The following is a 15,783-nucleotide window of genomic DNA, read 5'->3' as shown; positions in this document are numbered from 1 at the left end:
CCCCTGCGTCTTCCGGTGAAACCCGCGGCTCGCGCCTGGTCATTGCTCAGCCGCGTTTGGTAGGCAAGCAAGCGTAAAGCCAGCGTACGCGGCTTTGCTACGCGCCCCGAACCGCGAGATGCACGACGTCGGGAACACCCCGGGCAACGGCGACCTCTTCCGTACGCACCCGCGTGAACCCGGCATTCCGGAGAGATTCCTCGAACGCGGGCGACGGCTGCGCCGACCATACGGCCAGCACCCCGCCGGGTGCGAGACGCGCCGCGCAGGCCGCGAGTCCGGTGGGGGAGTAGAGGCCGTCGTTGTCCTCGGTGACGGTCCAGTCGGGGCCGTTGTCGATGTCCAGGCACAGCGCGTCATAGGTCCGCGGGCCCGTTCGCAGCCACTCGACCAGATCGGCGTGGACGATCTCGGTGCGCGGATCGGCCAGCGCTCCGGCGGTCACGGCCGCCAGGGGTCCTGCGCGGTGCCAGTCGATCACCGCGGCCTCCCGCTCGACCACCGCGATCCGCCCCCACCGAGGTTCCGCCACCGCCTCGACCAGCGAAAACCCGACGCCGAGCCCGCCGATGAGCAGGGCGGGGGAGGGCCGGTCGGCGGGCAGTGCGTCGAGGGCGGCACGGATGAGCAGCCGCTCGGAGCGGCCGTCGGAGGTGTCCATGAGGAAGCAGCCGTTGGCGATGATCTCGAAGACGGTGTCGGCCGACGATCCCCCGCCACCGCCGCGCCGCCGCAGCACCACCTCGCCGTACGGGCCCTCCCGGCGGTCGATGGTCACCGGCCGGTCGTCGGCGGCGGCGTGGAGGTCGTACGGCGGCTGTGGCTGCATGGGTGTGGGGTCCTCCCGGGTGGTTCCTGACCCTGCCATCCTCGCGCCGCCTCGGCTCGCCGGTCCAACCGATTCCAGGTGGTGCGGGGCCGTGCGATGGCCTGGTGTGGCGTCGTCCATGTCACAGCTGAAGACGCCGTGACATGACTCACGGCGTCCTGGTTGTTGTTCCGGTCGTAGCGGATAAGCGGGGAGCAGGGGGAACGGCGGCGGGAGTGAGAAAGGGGCGCGGGCGTTGACGACATCGGTAAGAGGGACGGATGCGGAGCCCGAGGATGCGGATAGGGACGGATGCGGAGCCCGAGGATGCGGATGCGGATGCCTCCGGCGAGGTTCCTGCGGCGTTGTCACGGTGCGTGATGGCGTCGGCGGAGCCCGAGACCATTACGCCGCCGCCGGAGCCCGCATCCCCCGCGGCGTCGGCTGAGCCCCGGTCGGCCGCCACGGCTCGGCGTCCGGCCGTCCCGGGGGCGCGTCCGGCCGTCCCGGGCGCGTGGGCGAGGGGCGACAGTGACTGGGGCGGATTCCGGGCCGCCACCGCTGGGCCATGCGCCCGCCCGGCCACTGCGCGGCGGGTGCCGGGCTGCGGCTGGCCCACGGCCGTCGGGGCCAGTACGCCGCGGGTGCCGGGCGCCGAGCGGGGGCACGGGCGCCGCGCGGAGGCGATCGTGCGCTCGCTGCCGCGCGCGCTCCGCACCGTGCCGTTCACCCTCGGCTATACGCTCGTCCTGCTCGGCACCGGGCTCTACGCCCGCCTCGGCGACCCCGGCACCGTGCGCGATCTGCTCGCGGGCTCCAGTACTGATGTGTTCCACCTCTCCCAGCGGCCGCTGCTGACGCTGCTGGTCAGCGCGTTGTGGGCGGTGGGCGGGATCACCTCGCCGTATCTGGTCGCCTTCCCCCTGGTGCTCGGCGCGCTGGAGCGGCGGCTCGGCGGGGTGCGCACCGCCGCGGTGTTCCTGCTCGGCCACGTACTGGCGACGCTGCTCACCGAGGTCCCGGTGGCCGTCTCCGTGGCCGCCGGACATCTCCCGGACAGCTCGCTGCGCCGTCTCGACTACGGGGTCAGCTACGGGCTGATCGCCTGTGCCGCCGCGCTCGCCGGGCTGCTGCCGCCCAGGCGCCGGTGGGCGCTGCTCGGCGGGATCGGCCTCGCGCTCGCCGCCGGGATTCTCGTCGACTTCGATCCGCTCACCGGGTGGGGCCATGCGTTCGCCCTGCTGCTCGGCGTCCTCTCCTGGCTGTACGTCCGGCGAAACACCAGGTGGCGCCCGCAGCCGCGGCGAAACGACGATGCCTCGCCCGGCTTCGCTCACAGCGAACGAGCGTCCGGGAACACCTGAACCCCCTTCGCGCATTGAGTGGGCATTGACTTATTGAGTCCTCGTGGCTCAACTTGCCTGCCGAAGGGGAGATCATGGCTTCGCTGTCCACACCGCTCACCCTGCCCGTACTGCCTCTCGACGATGAGGTGGTGCTGCCCGGCATGGTGGTGCCGCTGGACCTTTCCGATACCGAGGTACGCGCCGCGGTGGAGGCCGCCCAGGCCGCCGCACGCTCCAGTGGGAGCGGAGGCGGCAAGCCGAAGGTGCTGCTGGTGCCGCGCGTCGACGGCACCTACGCCGGTATCGGCACGCTCGGCACCGTCGAGCAGGTGGGCCGGCTCTCCGATGGCGACCCCGGCGCGCTGATCCGCGGGGTGCGCCGCGTCCGCATCGGGGCCGGGACCACCGGACCCGGGGCGGCCCTGTGGGTGGAGGGGACCACGGTCGAGGAGATCGTGCCCGACCCGCTTCCCGGTGCCGTCACCGAACTGATCAAGGAGTACAAGGCGCTGGCCACCAGCTGGCTGCGCAAGCGCGGCGCCTGGCAGGTCGTGGACCGGGTGCAGCAGATCGACGATGTCTCGCAGCTCGCCGACAACTCCGGCTACTCGCCCTTCCTGTCCGTCGCCCAGCGCGTCGAACTGCTGGAGACCACCGACCCGGTGGCCCGGCTGAAGCTGGCCGTCACCTGGCTGAGCGACCACATCGCCGAGCAGGACGTGGCCGAGTCGATCGCCAAGGACGTCCAGGAGGGCGTCGACAAGCAGCAGCGTGAATTCCTGCTGCGGCGCCAGCTCGAAGCCGTCCGTAAGGAGCTCGCCGAGCTCAACGGCGACCCCGAGGACGAGTCCGACGACTACCGCGCCCGCGTGGAGGCCGCCGATCTGCCCGGGAAGGTCCGCGAGGCGGCCCTCAAGGAGGTCGACAAGCTGGAGCGGTCCAGCGACCAGAGCCCCGAGGGCAGCTGGATCCGCACCTGGCTGGACACCGTCCTGGAGCTGCCCTGGAACGAGCGCACCGAGGACGCGTACGACATCCAGGGCGCCAAGGCCGTGCTCGACGCCGACCACGCGGGCCTGGAGGACGTCAAGGAGCGGATCACCGAGTACCTCGCGGTGCGCAAGCGCCGCGCCGACCGGGGCCTCGGCGTCGTCGGCGGCCGCCGCGGCGGCGCGGTGCTGGCCCTGGTGGGCCCGCCCGGCGTCGGCAAGACCAGCCTGGGCGAGAGCGTCGCCCGCGCGATGGGGCGGAAGTTCGTCCGGGTCGCGCTCGGCGGCGTCCGCGACGAGGCGGAGATCCGCGGCCACCGGCGCACCTACGTGGGCGCGCTGCCCGGCCGGGTCGTCCGGGCCATCAAGGAGGCGGGCTCCATGAACCCCGTCGTCCTCCTGGACGAGATCGACAAGGTGGGCTCCGACTTCCGCGGCGACCCGGCCGCGGCCCTGCTGGAGGTCCTGGACCCGGCGCAGAACCACACCTTCCGCGACCACTACCTGGAGGTCGAACTCGACCTGAGCGATGTGGTCTTCCTCGCCACCGCCAACGTCCTGGAGGCCATCCCGGAGGCGCTCCTGGACCGGATGGAGCTGGTGCGCCTGGACGGCTACACCGAGGACGAGAAGGTCACCATCGCCCGTGACCACCTGCTGCCCCGTCAGCTGGAGCGGGCCGGTCTGGAGCCCGGCGAGGTCACGGTGACCGACGAGGCGCTGCGCAAGCTGGCGGGCGAGTACACCCGCGAGGCGGGCGTACGGACCCTGGAGCGGTCCATCGCCCGGCTGCTGCGCAAGGTGGCGGCCCAGCACGAGCTCGACGAGCGCGAACTGCCCTTCACCGTCGGCGTGGAGGAGCTGCGCCCGCTGATCGGCCGGCCGCACCACACCCCCGAGTCCGCCCAGGACCCGGCCGAGCGCCGCACCGCCGTTCCCGGCGTGGCGACCGGGCTCGCGGTCACGGGCGCGGGCGGTGACGTGCTGTTCGTGGAGGCGTCGCTGGCCGACCCGGAGACGGGCGGCGCGGGGCTGAGCCTCACCGGTCAGCTCGGCGACGTCATGAAGGAGTCCGCCCAGATCGCGCTCTCCTTCCTGCGCTCGCACGGCGCGGAGCTGGAGCTGCCGGTCGGCGACCTGAAGGAGCGCGGCGTCCACCTCCACGTCCCGGCGGGCGCGGTGCCCAAGGACGGCCCGAGCGCGGGCGTCACCATGACCACCGCCCTGGCCTCGCTGCTCTCCGGCCGCCAGGTGCGCCCGGACGTGGCGATGACCGGCGAGGTGTCCCTGACCGGGCGGGTGCTGCCCATCGGTGGCGTCAAGCAGAAGCTGCTGGCGGCGCACCGGGCCGGGGTGACCACCGTGATCATCCCCAAGCGCAATGAGCCCGACCTGGACGACGTCCCCGCCGAGGTCCTGGACAAGCTCGACGTCCACCCGGTCTCCGACGTCCGCCGGGTGCTGGAGCTGGCCCTCGAGCCCGCCCGGGCGGCGACCCCCGAGGTTCCGGTAGCGGCGTGACGGACGCTGCCGGTCGCTGTGGCCCGGGGCCCTGTGTCATACGGGGTCCCGGGCCACGCGTATGGGGACGGGCGGCGGGATCGGTGTGAGATTGAGGCAGACAGGTCTGTCTGGTAGCTTCGGCAATGAAGCAGACAGACCTGTCTGTTCGCATGTCGTATCGTCCTCGGAGGGACTCCGTGCGCACCCTGCTCGTCCTCGCCCACCCCGATCTCGCCGCATCCCGGGTCAATGCCGCCCTCGCCGAGGCGGCCCGGCCGGTGGAGAACGTCACGCTCCACGACCTCTACGCCGCTTATCCCGATCTGCGGATCGACGTCGAGCGCGAGCAGCGGCTGCTGCTGGAGCACGACCGGATCGTCCTGCAGTTCCCCTTCTACTGGTACTCGGCGCCGCCGCTGCTGAAGAAGTGGCTGGATGAGGTGTTCCTGCGCGGCTTCGCCTACGGCAGCGGCGGCACCTCGCTGCGCGGCAAGTCGCTGCTGGTCGCCACCTCGGCGGGCAGCACCGAGGAGCAGTACCGGCCGGGCGGGGCCCACCCCTACTCGGTCGTCGATCTGCTCAAGCCCTTCGACGCCACCGCCAACATCACCGGGATGACGTACGAGGAGCCGCTCATCGTGCACGGGACCCATACGCTCAGCGACGCCCAGCTCGCCGCGTACCAGGACCGCTATCGCGAGCTGCTGGCCTCCGGCGCGGTGCGGCAGCGCGCGCTGACCGCGGCCTGACGACCCGGGGCGCGAGACACGGGAAGGGTCCGGCCGCTCATCTGGCGGCCGGGCCCTTCCGCGTACGTAAGGGGTCTTCCGCGTACGTAAGGGGTCTTCCACGTGCGTAAGGGGTGCTACGCCCGCACCGGGCACGCCTGCGCGACCAGCGCCCGCGCCGCCTCCCGGGCGGCCTCCGTGAATTCCGGCCTCGGCTCCAGCGCCGCCGCGGCCATCACCCCGTCCACGAGCAGGGAGATCTGCACGGCGAGCCGCCCGGGGTCGGCGGCCCCGGCCTCCCGGGTCAGCTCGGTCAGCCAGGCCCGCACGGCGCGCTTGTGCTCGGCGGTCGCGGCGTGGGTGGCGGTGTCCGGCTCGGTCTCGCCCGCGGTCCTGATGAACGCGCAGCCGCGGAAGCCGTCCCGTTCGGTCGCCCCGCCCAGCGCGTCGAAGAGTCCGATCAGCCGGTCGCGCGGGTCGGGGCCGGCCGCCTCGGCGGCCTCCCGCAGTGCCCGCCGCCAGTGCTCGTCCGCTCTGCGCAGATAGGCCAGCACCAGATCGTCCTTGGCGCGGAAGTGGGAGTAGAGCGTCGCCTTCGCCACGCCCGACTCGGCGATGATCCGGTCCACTCCGACCCCGCGCACTCCATGGGCGTTGAACAGCGCGGACGCGGTGGACAGGATCCGCTCATGGGCGGAGGGGCGGGCGCTGCTCATGATCAAGCTCCTTGACGGGGACACACGGGGCCGTGGGGGGCGACCGGGGCCGTGGAGCGACCGGGGCCGTGGAACGACCGACGCCCTCCAGCGTACAGACAGACCTGTCCGTACGCCGGAGGGCGGGACGCGCCGCATGCGGTCGACGCGCCAGGTGTGGGGGGTGACGCGATACGGGGCTCAGCCGTTGGCGAGCGCCTGCAGCCGGTCCATGGCGCCGTTGAACTTGTTGTGGTCGCCGACTGTCGGGCCGGTGGAGGTGTACTGCCAGATGGTGTGGAAGCCCCAGCCGGCCGGAAGCTCGCCGACGGACGAGCCGTAGCGGGGAATCCACAGCGGGTTGACGCCACCGAAGGCGGCGGAGTTGCCCGTGCAGGTCTTCCACCAGCTGGTGGAGGTGTAGATCACCGGATCGCGGCCGGTGCGCGACTTGTAGGTGCTGTTGAAGGACTTGATCCAGTTGACCATCGCACTGGCGCTCAGCCCGTAGCAGGTCGCGCCGTAGGGGTTGTACTCCATGTCGAGCGCGCCCGGCAGGGTCTTGCCGTCCTTGGACCAGCCGCCGCCGTGGTCGACGAAGTAGTTGGCCTGTGCGGCACCGGTCGAGTTGTCCGGCAGGGCGAAGTGGTACGCGCCACGGATCATGCCGACGTTGTACGAGCCGTTGTACTGCTGGGCGAAGTACTGGTTGGTGTAGCTGGTGCCCTCGGTCGCCTTGACATAGGCGAACCGGACGCCGCTGCTCCACAGCGTCGACCAGCTGACATTGCCCTGGTGGCTGCTGACGTCCACGCCCTCGACGGTGGCGAGCAGCCCCGTCGGCGCCTCACCGGTCGTGGATCCGCCCTCGTGCTTGGCTATCTGGGAACCCGCCCAGTCGTCCTCGGGATGGGGGATGGCCTTGTCACCCTGACCCTGACCCTGGGCGGCGAACGCCGAACCGGGCAGCGCGATGGTCATGGCGAGGAGAGCGGCGAGAATACCGATCAGCGCACTGAGGGCGCGTCGGGCCGAACCGGGTCTGTGCACAGGCATGGCGTTGCCTCCGAAACCTCGGTGGGGAGAGGTGGGCCGATTGGAATGACCATGTCAGGAGTGACGCTACGGGCGTAGATAGGCCGACGGAAGGGGGAGAGTGTGATGCCGTTGGTCTAATCCTGCGAAATACTGGTGGAGCTGCGGTAACAGCCGCGCGTGGTAGAAACTTTCACGAAGTGAAAACCCGGAGAGGGCTCTGACGTGCACAACAACGGGGCGTTGCCCCCTGAGCGGGGTGAGGGCGGCACCATGGGCGGCATTGGTGTGGACCATGCATTCCTGGCTCTGGAGCGCGAATTGGCGGTTTTCCTCCGCAGAGCCCGTGCCGCTTCGGGGGAATTGGCCCGGGAGGTCCACCCGGAGCTCGAATCCGCCGCCTATGGACTGCTGATGCGGCTGGAGGACGCCGGTCCGCAGCGCGCCACCGAGCTCGCGGGCTTCGTGGGCGTCGGAAAGGCCACGATGAGCCGTCAGCTCCGGGCTCTCGAGGGGCTCGGACTGGTGACGCGGACGCCCGATCCGGCCGACGGCCGGGCCTTCCTGGTGGAGTTGACCGAGGAGGGCCGCACCCGCTTCCGTGCCGTGCGCGGCGCGCGGCGGGCGCGGTATGCGCGCCGCCTCGCCGCGTGGGAGCGCAGCGAGGTCGCCGAACTCGCCAGGCTGCTGCACCGGTTGAACGCGGAGCAGGAGGCCGACGACCGCGGTCAGACGGCGCGCGCGGCGCAGGAGTAGGGCGCTCATACCCGTCAGGATCGGCGACCCGCGCGCATCCGGCGACGCGGATGTGGCAACCGCGCTACCCCCTGCGGGGGCAGCCCCTGCGGTCAGGGCTCCACGAAGACCACGGCCGCGTCGTCATGGGTCTTGCCCCGGGGAAAGGCCGTATGGTCCGGATCGGCGTGCTCGGCCGCCCGGACCCGGTCGATCAGCGTCTGCGGGCCCTCCTTGCGCAGCAGCGCGAAGCACTCGGTCCAGTCGCCCTCGCCGAACCTCTCCACCCAGCGCGACGCCCCGTCGGTGAGCGCCGCCAGGGCCCGCACCTCGCCGCGCGGGAGCTCCCCGGTGACCGCCTTACGGGAGACCGCGGGGTCGGCGGCGGCGGTGAAGAAGCCGTCCGCCGCGTTGCGCAGCGGGGCGAGCCGCTTGCCCTCGGCCCGCAGCCGGTCGATGCGGTCGTCCAGGACCGGGGCCACCCCGTCATGGGTCCGCTCGATGAGCAACACCGAGTCGGACAGCACCAGATACTCGATTCGCTCGGTGTTCCAGCGCGCCGTGACGACGGTCGCCTGGGGCGTCAGGGGGTGAGAAAGGTCACATGTTGAACTATGAGCGGCGGCGGTCCGGGTGATCGCCTCGGAGAGGCACTGTGCCAGGGGCATATCCCGTCGCGAACCGGACAGTTCGAGCAGCGATCCGCCGAGCCGTGCGGTGAACCAGTCCACGCTGTGGACGCATCCGTCCCCTCCCTCGGGCGGGGTCACTCCGTCCAGCACCACAAGCGCACCGCCGCTCCCCGAGGCCGGGAGGGCTACTGAGGCGTAGTCCTCGTTGGGATATTGCTGATCGCCGGGGGCGGTCGCGAGTTCGATGCGCATTCCCTCAGTCTGCCGGACCCCTGTCGATCACCACGGCGGCGAGGGTCGGACCGGGCGTTGGTCCGTACCAAATCCGTCGCCGGTTTCTCCGCTGCCTGATTGGGGCGGGATTGACACTTCTGGGAAGCTGCGGGTGGGCATCTTGTCAGGGCGCCGAGGTCTTTACCAATCCGCGCAAGGTGGTGGGAAGGTATGGCCGCGAGCCAAAGTTGGTGGTCAACTACGCAATACGGTTCACTCGTTCGGGTGGCCGGGCGGGTGATGGATACCCGCCCCAGACCCGTCCTGAAAGGGTCGGAATCCCTACCAGGGGTGGGGAAACACAATTGTTGATCCGTCGTCACCTCTGGTCTACGTCAGCGGTCGGGCGAGAATGGATTGTGAGCACCGGTGCGGAAGAAGCGGCTTCGGGGCACCACGCGCGATGCGGTCGGCGAGCCACGCCACGATGAGGCGACGCCGCGACGCCGCACCGTACGCGTCCGCCGTCGGCTCACCACGTCCGTCGCCCTCGTCTCCGTCGCCGTCCTCGGGGCCGGAACCCCCGCCGTCCTGCTCGCCCTCGACGACACCACCGACGCGCAAGCCCTCGTCGACCTCGCGGAGACCAACCGCTCCACGGTGACCCTCGCCCACGCCCTCGCCGACGAGCGCGACGCCATGACCCGCTATGTCGCCGACGGCCGTACCTCCGCCTCCGGCCGCGGGGTCTCCGAGGAGATGCGCGCCCGGGTCGACCGCCGGGTCCGGGAGACGCGCGGGGACGTCCCGGCCTCCGTCCGGCGGCGCCTCGACGACCTCCCCGAGCTGCGGCAGGAGGCGCTGACCGGCAAGGGTTCGGCCATCGACGTCTTCACCGCCTACACCCGCACCGTCCAGGCGCTGAACGGCATCACCGACACCCTCGCCCGCCGGCTCCCGGCCGACGCCGAGTCCGGCGGCACCGCCGCGCTGGCCCCGCTCGGCCGCGCGGTGGAGGAGGCGTCCGCCACCCGCGGACTGCTGCTGGCCGCGCTCGACGCGGGCGGCGGCCAGCCCACGCTGGTCTCGGCCGCCCAGCGGACCAACGTCCGCGAGCAGTCGGCGCTCGACGACTTCGAACAGCTCGCCCCGGCCGCCATGCGCGAGGCCTACCAGCGCACCGTCAACGGCACCGAGGTCGGCTCCGCCGAGCGCTACCTCGCCCGGCTCACCGACCAGAGCCGCCTCGCGGGCAATGACTTCTTCCTCCAGAAGGACCGCGTCGAGGCCGCCCTGAACGCCCGGATCGACCAGATGCGCGGCGCACAGTCCTCGCTGGCCTCCGCCGAGGCCGCCCAGCTCGCGCGGGTGCGGGACGACGAGGTCACCGATCTGGAGCTGCGCATCGGCATCGTCGGCGCCGCCCTGCTGGTCGCCCTCGGCGCCGGAGTGCACAGCGCCCGCTCGATGACCCGGCCGCTGGCCGCGCTCCGGCTCGGCGCCCGGCGGGTCGCGGCCGATCCGGCGGCCGAGGAACCGGTCGCGTTCAAGGGCCGCGACGACGAGTTCGCGGACGCCGTACGGGCCGTCAACGAACTGCACGCCAAGGCCACGCGGACGTACGAGCGGGTCGCCGAGCTCGAGCGCGAGCGCACCCGGCTCGTCGGCGAGCGGCAGCGGCTGGCCGATGAGCGGGACGGGCTGCGCGCCGAGCGGGACGCGGTCACCACCCGGCTGGAGGGACTGCGGGCCCGGGTCCACGGCAGCTTCGTCAGCCTCGCGCTGCGCTCGCTGGGCCTGATCGAGCGCCAGCTCACCATCATCGAGTCCCTGGAGGAGCGGGAGCAGGACCCCGACCGCCTCGAGACGCTCTTCCAGCTCGACCACCTGGCCACCGGGATGCGCCGCTACGGCGAGAACCTCCTGGTCATCGCGGGCTCCGAGCAGAAGGCCACCCATCCGGGGCCGGTGCCGCTGCTGGATGTGCTGCGCGCCTCGATCAGCGAGGTCGAGCGGTACGACCGGGTGCAGATCCAGGCGCTGCCGCCACATGCCCAGGTCGCGGGGTTCGCCGCGGACAGCGTCAGCCACCTGATCGCCGAGCTTCTGGAGAACGCGACATCGTTTTCTCCGCCGGACGCGGCGGTCCAGATCTCCGGCTGGCTGCTGGAGACCGGCGAGGTCATGCTCTCCGTCCAGGACGAGGGCATCGGCATGACGCCCGAGCGCTTCGTGGAGCTGAACAACCGGCTCGCGGACCCGGTGCCCGAGTACTGCCAGGGCCCCCAGCCGGAGGACCCGCTGGGCCTCGGGCTGTATGTGGTGACCCGGCTCGCCGCGCGCCACGGCATCCGCGTACAGCTGCGCGAGCAGCAGCCGGGCGGGGTGGCGGCCGTGGTCGTCCTCCCGACGAAGATCCTTCCCTCCGGTCCGCCCGGCGCCGGGCTGCCGCCCGCCCCACCGGTGGGCGTGGGCGCGACGTTCGGTGCCACCGGACCGTCGTCCTTCCTGGGCTTCCCGGGCTCGGAGGCCGAGGCGAACTCCAACGCGCTGCCGGGGCAGGCCCGTTCGGTCGCGCGGGACCAACAGGGTGTGGCGGGGGCCGACGCCGAGCCGCCGGCCGAGTCGGTCGCGCCGCCCGCTCCGCCCGCGGAACCGGACCCGGCGCCCCGGGCCGCCGAGCCGGAGCCCGAGGACGAGCCCCGTCCTGAGCCCGAGCCGGTCGACGCCGCCGCCGAACCGGAGCCGAGCGCCCCGTGGGCCGTCCCCGGTGAGCGGTGGGGGCGGACGGGGGTCACGGGCGGTGACTACCCCATGGAGCCCACGCCGCCGCGCGGCCATCCGGCCCCGGAAGGCGCCGGTGCGCTGCCCGCCCTGCCCAAGCGCGTCCCCAAGGTGGCCCAGGACGACGGGCAGGACGGCACCCGGTCCGGCGCGGACGGCAAGGCCCCGGTACCTCAGCCCGAGGAGCCGGAGGTCCCGGCGGTCGAGCAGACGATGGAGCTGATGCTCCGCCGCCTGCGCGAGAGCCAAGGGGGCCCCGAGGACCGCGGCGGCCGCTCGGACCGTACGGATCCCGCCGACCGTGAAAGCCGTAAGGACCGCGAAAGCCGTAAGGACCGCGAAAGCGGTAAGGGCCGTGAGGGTCGCGACGTACGTGAGGACGCCGCGGACCGCGCGGACGCCGACGGCCGCGACGACCACGCGGACCCCGACGACCACGCGGACCGCGAGTGGTACATCGGCGGCCACGGCATACGCCCGGTCGGCGCGGACGCCTGGGGCCCGGCCAACGGCCGCCCGGCGGCGGGCGGTGGCCCGGCGGACGGCGCCCCGGCGTCGTACGACGGCCCGGAAGGCAGCGTCCCGTCGCCGCCCGGCGGCAGGACGGCGGAGGGTGGTGAGCGGGCAGGCGGCGGTGAGCCGTCCGCCGATCCGTACGCCATCGGCCCCGACCAGCACGCCCGCCCGGACGACGAGGCGCTGCGCACCGACAAGGGGCTCCCCAAGCGCCGACCGCGGAACGTGGCGCTCCGGGAGCCCGAGCCACGGGAGCGGACCGGCTCGGTGGACGCGGAGGAACTGCGGCGCCGGCTCGGTGGCTTCCAGCGCGGCGCCCGCGAGGGACACCGCGACGCCGCCGCCGAGATCGCCGGTCACGGCGAGTCCGCTCGGGGGCACGGGGGACCAGCAGGGCAAACGGGGGCGCAGAACGAGGGTGGCACGGTTGAGGAGGCACGCGGGTGAATGCGCCCAGTAGTACCTACGGGTTGAGTCGCGAGGCCCGTAATCTGCACTGGTTGCTGGCGAACCTGGTCGAGGAGGTGCCGGGCGTCCGCTCGGTCGTGGTCGTCTCGACCGACGGGCTGATGCTGCTCTCCTCCGACACACGGCACCATGCCGCGGCGGCCGATCCGTCGGCGCAGGACGGCCCCAAGGGCTCCAGCGCGGATCTCGCGACGATCGTCTCGGGGCTCGGCAGCCTCACGCTCGGCGCGGCGAGGCTGATGGACGCCGGCGGTGTCAAGCAGACGATGGTGGCGATGGACGAGGGCAGTCTGTTCGTCATGTCGATCAGCGACGGTTCGCTGCTGGGGGTGCACGCCACCCCCGACTGCGACATGACCGTCGTCGCCTATCACATGGCGCTGTTCGTGGGCCGGGCCGGGCATGTGCTCACCCCCGAGCTCCGCAATGAACTACGCAGGTCGCTGGAGCACGCGCAGTGACGGCCGCCGGGTCCGGCCGGCCCGACCGTAAACCCGCTCGCGTACGTCCGTACTCACTCACCGGTGGCCGCACCCGCTCCGGCCATGTGCTGCTGGTGGAGACCTTCGTCGCGGCGCTGGAGTCTCCGGACGGACGGCTCGACCCGGCCCCCAGCGGGTTGAATTCCCGGATGCTGCCGGAGATCCGGGCGATCATCGAACTGTGCGGCAGGATGCGCTCCGTCGCGGAGGTCTCCGCGATGCTCAAGATCCCACTCGGTGTGGTGCGCGTCCTGCTCAGCGACCTGGCCGACCAGGGAAAGATCCGCGTCTACGGCACCGGGCGGGGCCCCGGCCAGCCGGACCGCGCGTTGCTCGAAAGGGTGCTCAGTGGACTTCGCAGGCTCTGAGACGATCACGGCGACCCCGCCGGCGACGTCGGAGATACCCGGGGCCGGGATACCCGGGACCGAGGAGGTGCTCCAGAGGTGGCAGACGGACCGCTCCCGCGCGCCGATCGCCACCAAGATAGTGATAGCGGGAGGCTTTGGCGTCGGTAAGACGACCTTCGTCGGCGCGGTCTCGGAGATCACTCCGCTCCAGACCGAAGCGCTGATGACGCAGGCCAGCGAGAGTGTGGACGACCTCGAGGCGACGCCCGAGAAGCTGACGACCACCGTCGCGATGGACTTCGGCCGGATCACGCTGGAGAACGATCTGGTCCTGTATCTCTTCGGCACCCCCGGCCAGCAGCGCTTCTGGTTCATGTGGGACGACCTGATGCGCGGGGCCATCGGCGCGGTGGTGATGGTAGACACCCGGCGCCTGGACGAGAGCTTCCCGGCGCTGGACTACTTCGAGAGCCTCGGACTGCCGTATGTGGTGGCGGTCAACCACTTCGAGGGGACTCCGCTCTACCAGGCCGAGGACGTACGGGACGCACTCTCCGTGGCGTCCTCCGTCCCCGTGGTGATGATGGACGCCCGACGCCGGATCGCGGTCGTGGACGCGCTGCTGGCGCTGGTGAGGCACGCCGTTGACGTGTCACCCGAATGACGTAACCTCTGCTCCGCCCGTGGGATGGAATGCTCCATTCCTCTTTCCGGCCCGAGCATGAGGGAGAGTCGACAGCCATGCGGAAGATACTCATCGTGGGTGCCGGTCAATCCGGCCTCCAACTCGCTCTCGGCCTCCAGTCCCAGGGCTACGAGATCACGCTGATGTCCAACCGGACGGCCGATGAGATCCGCGGCGGGCGGGTGATGTCCACCCAGTGCATGTTCCACACCGCGCTGGACCACGAGCGCGATCTGGAGCTCAACTTCTGGGAGGAGCGGGCGCCGCGGATCGAGGGCCTCGGGGTCTCGGTCGCCGGGCCGCCGGCTCCCGGGGGCCATCCGCGGGTCATCGACTGGGTCGGCCGGCTCGACGGTTACGCCCAGTCCGTCGACCAGCGGATCAAGATGGCCGGCTGGATGGAGACGTTCGAGCAGCGCGGCGGCCAGGTGGTCATCCACGGCGCCGCCGTCTCCGACCTGGACGTCCTCGCCAGGAAGTACGACCTGGTGCTGGTGGCCGCGGGCAAGGGCGAACTGGTCTCGCTCTTCGGCCGGGACGCCGACCGCTCCCCGTACGACACCCCGCGGCGCGCCCTCGCGGTCGCCTATGTGCACGGCCTCGGCCCGCGCCCCGAGCACCCCGGCGTCGACGCGGTGCGCTGCAATCTCGTGCCCGGCGTCGGCGAGCTCTTCGTGATGCCCACGCTCACCACCAGCGGCCGCGCCGACATCCTCTTCTGGGAGGCCGTCCCGGGCGGTCCGGCCGACGCGTTCCAGGGCCTCACCGACCCCGCGGAGCACCTGGAGCGCGTCCTGGAGCTGATGGAACACTTCACGCCCTGGGAGTACGCGCGCGCCACCAAGGTCGAGCTGACGGACGCGGGTGGCACGCTGTCCGGGCGGTACGCGCCGACCGTACGCCACCCGGTCGGGCGACTGCCGGGCGGCGGGCTGGTGCTGGGCGTGGCCGATGTCGTGGTGGCCAACGACCCGATCACCGGCCAGGGCTCCAACTCCGCGGCCAAGTGCGCGGCGGCCTATCTGGAGAGCATCCTCGAGCGCGGCGACCGGCCGTTCGACGAGGAGTGGATGCGGACGACGTTCGACCGCTACTGGGAGACCGCGCGGCACGTCACCAAGTGGACCAACGCCATGCTGGCCCCGCCGCCGGAGCACATCGTGAACCTCCTCGGCGCGGGGTCCGCCTTCCCCGCCGTCGCCCACCGCATCGCCAACGGCTTCGACGACCCCTCCGACTTCGAGAACTTCTTCTACGAGCCGGAGAAGACGGCCGCCTATCTGGACGAGGTCAGGGAAGAGGCCGAGGCCGCTGAAGCCGAGGCTGAGGCCGCTGAAGCCGAGGCCGCCGGGACCGAGGCCGCCGAGGCCGACGATATGGCCGGGGCCGACGACGGTGCCGAGGTGGACGACCAGGCCCCCGAGGCCGTCCGGTCCTTCCGCTGACACCGGCCGTCGCCGGAGCCGTCACCGCTTCCCGGCCACCGTGACCGGGCCCGGGCGCACCACGCCCTGCAGCGGATTGGAGGCGAGCGGGGAGAGCTTCACCCGCTGGCCGGGGCGCGGCGCCTGGACCACCTGGCCATTGCCCGCGTACATCGCCACATGGCTCGCACCCTTGTAGTAGATCACCAGATCGCCGGGGCGCAGCCGGCTGAGCGGCACCCGTGGCAGCCGGCGCCACTGCTCCTGGCTGGTGCGCGGGATGGTCCGCCCGGCATACGCCCAGGCGGAGGAGGTCAGCCCCGAGCAGTCGAAGGAGTTCGGCCCCTCGGCGCCCCAGACGTACGGCTTGCCGATCTGACTCAGGGCGTA

The 15,783-nt window shown here is 72.0% G+C and carries 14 protein-coding genes; 9 read left to right on the top strand and 5 right to left on the bottom strand.

The genetic code is table 11. The features are described 5' to 3' along the window. Window positions 1–97: 97 nt before the first annotated feature. A complete protein-coding gene (locus tag GWI24_RS10460; protein WP_210945629.1) occupies window positions 98–829 on the bottom strand; it encodes a spermidine synthase in 732 nt (243 codons plus the stop codon). Window positions 830–1,497: 668 nt separating this feature from the next. Here GWI24_RS10460 and GWI24_RS10455 point away from each other — a divergent pair. The 3 genes from GWI24_RS10455 (at window position 1,498) to GWI24_RS10445 (ending at window position 5,395) form a co-directional block, all read left to right on the top strand. Continuing rightward, window positions 1,498–2,172, top strand: coding sequence for a rhomboid-like protein (locus tag GWI24_RS10455; protein WP_308343604.1), 675 nt, complete (start codon window positions 1,498–1,500; stop codon window positions 2,170–2,172). A gap of 74 nt (window positions 2,173–2,246) precedes the next feature. Then, window positions 2,247–4,664, top strand: coding sequence for an endopeptidase La (gene lon / locus GWI24_RS10450; RefSeq protein WP_210945628.1), 2,418 nt, complete (start codon window positions 2,247–2,249; stop codon window positions 4,662–4,664). 179 nt (window positions 4,665–4,843) lie between these two features. Next, a complete protein-coding gene (locus GWI24_RS10445) occupies window positions 4,844–5,395 on the top strand; it encodes an NAD(P)H-dependent oxidoreductase (RefSeq protein ID WP_308343603.1) in 552 nt (183 codons plus the stop codon). Window positions 5,396–5,511: 116 nt separating this feature from the next. Here the strand turns inward: GWI24_RS10445 and GWI24_RS10440 are convergent, their stop codons facing one another. Both GWI24_RS10440 and GWI24_RS10435 read right to left on the bottom strand, forming a co-directional pair. Next, window positions 5,512–6,090: a TetR/AcrR family transcriptional regulator gene (locus tag GWI24_RS10440; protein WP_210945626.1), complete on the bottom strand. Its 579-nt coding sequence runs from the start codon at window positions 6,088–6,090 to the stop codon at window positions 5,512–5,514. Window positions 6,091–6,270: 180 nt separating this feature from the next. Further along, window positions 6,271–7,125, bottom strand: coding sequence for a lysozyme (locus tag GWI24_RS10435; protein ID WP_210945625.1), 855 nt, complete (start codon window positions 7,123–7,125; stop codon window positions 6,271–6,273). Window positions 7,126–7,377: 252 nt separating this feature from the next. Here GWI24_RS10435 and GWI24_RS10430 point away from each other — a divergent pair, with 252 nt between their 5' ends. Continuing rightward, window positions 7,378–7,860, top strand: coding sequence for a MarR family winged helix-turn-helix transcriptional regulator (locus GWI24_RS10430; protein ID WP_210945642.1), 483 nt, complete (start codon window positions 7,378–7,380; stop codon window positions 7,858–7,860). 92 nt (window positions 7,861–7,952) lie between these two features. Here the strand turns inward: GWI24_RS10430 and GWI24_RS10425 are convergent, their stop codons facing one another. Beyond that, window positions 7,953–8,723 (bottom strand): protein phosphatase 2C domain-containing protein, encoded by a 771-nt coding sequence (locus GWI24_RS10425; protein WP_210945624.1) that lies wholly within the window; start codon window positions 8,721–8,723, stop codon window positions 7,953–7,955. A gap of 390 nt (window positions 8,724–9,113) precedes the next feature. On the opposite strand from GWI24_RS10425, the gene GWI24_RS46125 reads away from it, so the two are divergent. The 5 genes from GWI24_RS46125 (at window position 9,114) to GWI24_RS10400 (ending at window position 15,414) form a co-directional block, all read left to right on the top strand. After that, entirely contained in the window at window positions 9,114–12,431 is a 3,318-nt protein-coding gene (locus GWI24_RS46125; protein WP_210945623.1) for a nitrate- and nitrite sensing domain-containing protein, read from the top strand. Further along, on the top strand, window positions 12,428–12,913 hold the full coding sequence (locus GWI24_RS10415; protein WP_210945622.1) for a roadblock/LC7 domain-containing protein: 486 nt from the start codon (window positions 12,428–12,430) through the stop codon (window positions 12,911–12,913). The genes GWI24_RS46125 and GWI24_RS10415 overlap by 4 nt, the downstream gene beginning before the upstream one ends. Further along, window positions 12,910–13,302 carry a DUF742 domain-containing protein gene (locus GWI24_RS10410; protein ID WP_210945621.1) on the top strand — a complete coding sequence of 131 codons (393 nt, stop codon included), beginning with the start codon at window positions 12,910–12,912 and terminating at the stop codon, window positions 13,300–13,302. The genes GWI24_RS10415 and GWI24_RS10410 overlap by 4 nt, the downstream gene beginning before the upstream one ends. Before the next feature lie 34 nt (window positions 13,303–13,336). Beyond that, window positions 13,337–13,948, top strand: coding sequence for an ATP/GTP-binding protein (locus tag GWI24_RS10405; RefSeq protein WP_374103291.1), 612 nt, complete (start codon window positions 13,337–13,339; stop codon window positions 13,946–13,948). A gap of 77 nt (window positions 13,949–14,025) precedes the next feature. Then, window positions 14,026–15,414 carry a styrene monooxygenase/indole monooxygenase family protein gene (locus tag GWI24_RS10400; protein WP_247616161.1) on the top strand — a complete coding sequence of 463 codons (1,389 nt, stop codon included), beginning with the start codon at window positions 14,026–14,028 and terminating at the stop codon, window positions 15,412–15,414. Between the two features lie 21 nt (window positions 15,415–15,435). Here the strand turns inward: GWI24_RS10400 and GWI24_RS10395 are convergent. Continuing rightward, window positions 15,436–15,783: C40 family peptidase (locus GWI24_RS10395; protein WP_210945619.1), on the bottom strand; the 348-nt coding region annotated here is incomplete at its 5' end.

The organism is Streptomyces sp. MK37H, from assembly GCF_018035285.1.
GTDB lineage: Bacteria > Actinomycetota > Actinomycetes > Streptomycetales > Streptomycetaceae > Streptomyces > Streptomyces endocoffeicus.
This window is presented reverse-complemented; position numbering and strand designations above follow the sequence as displayed.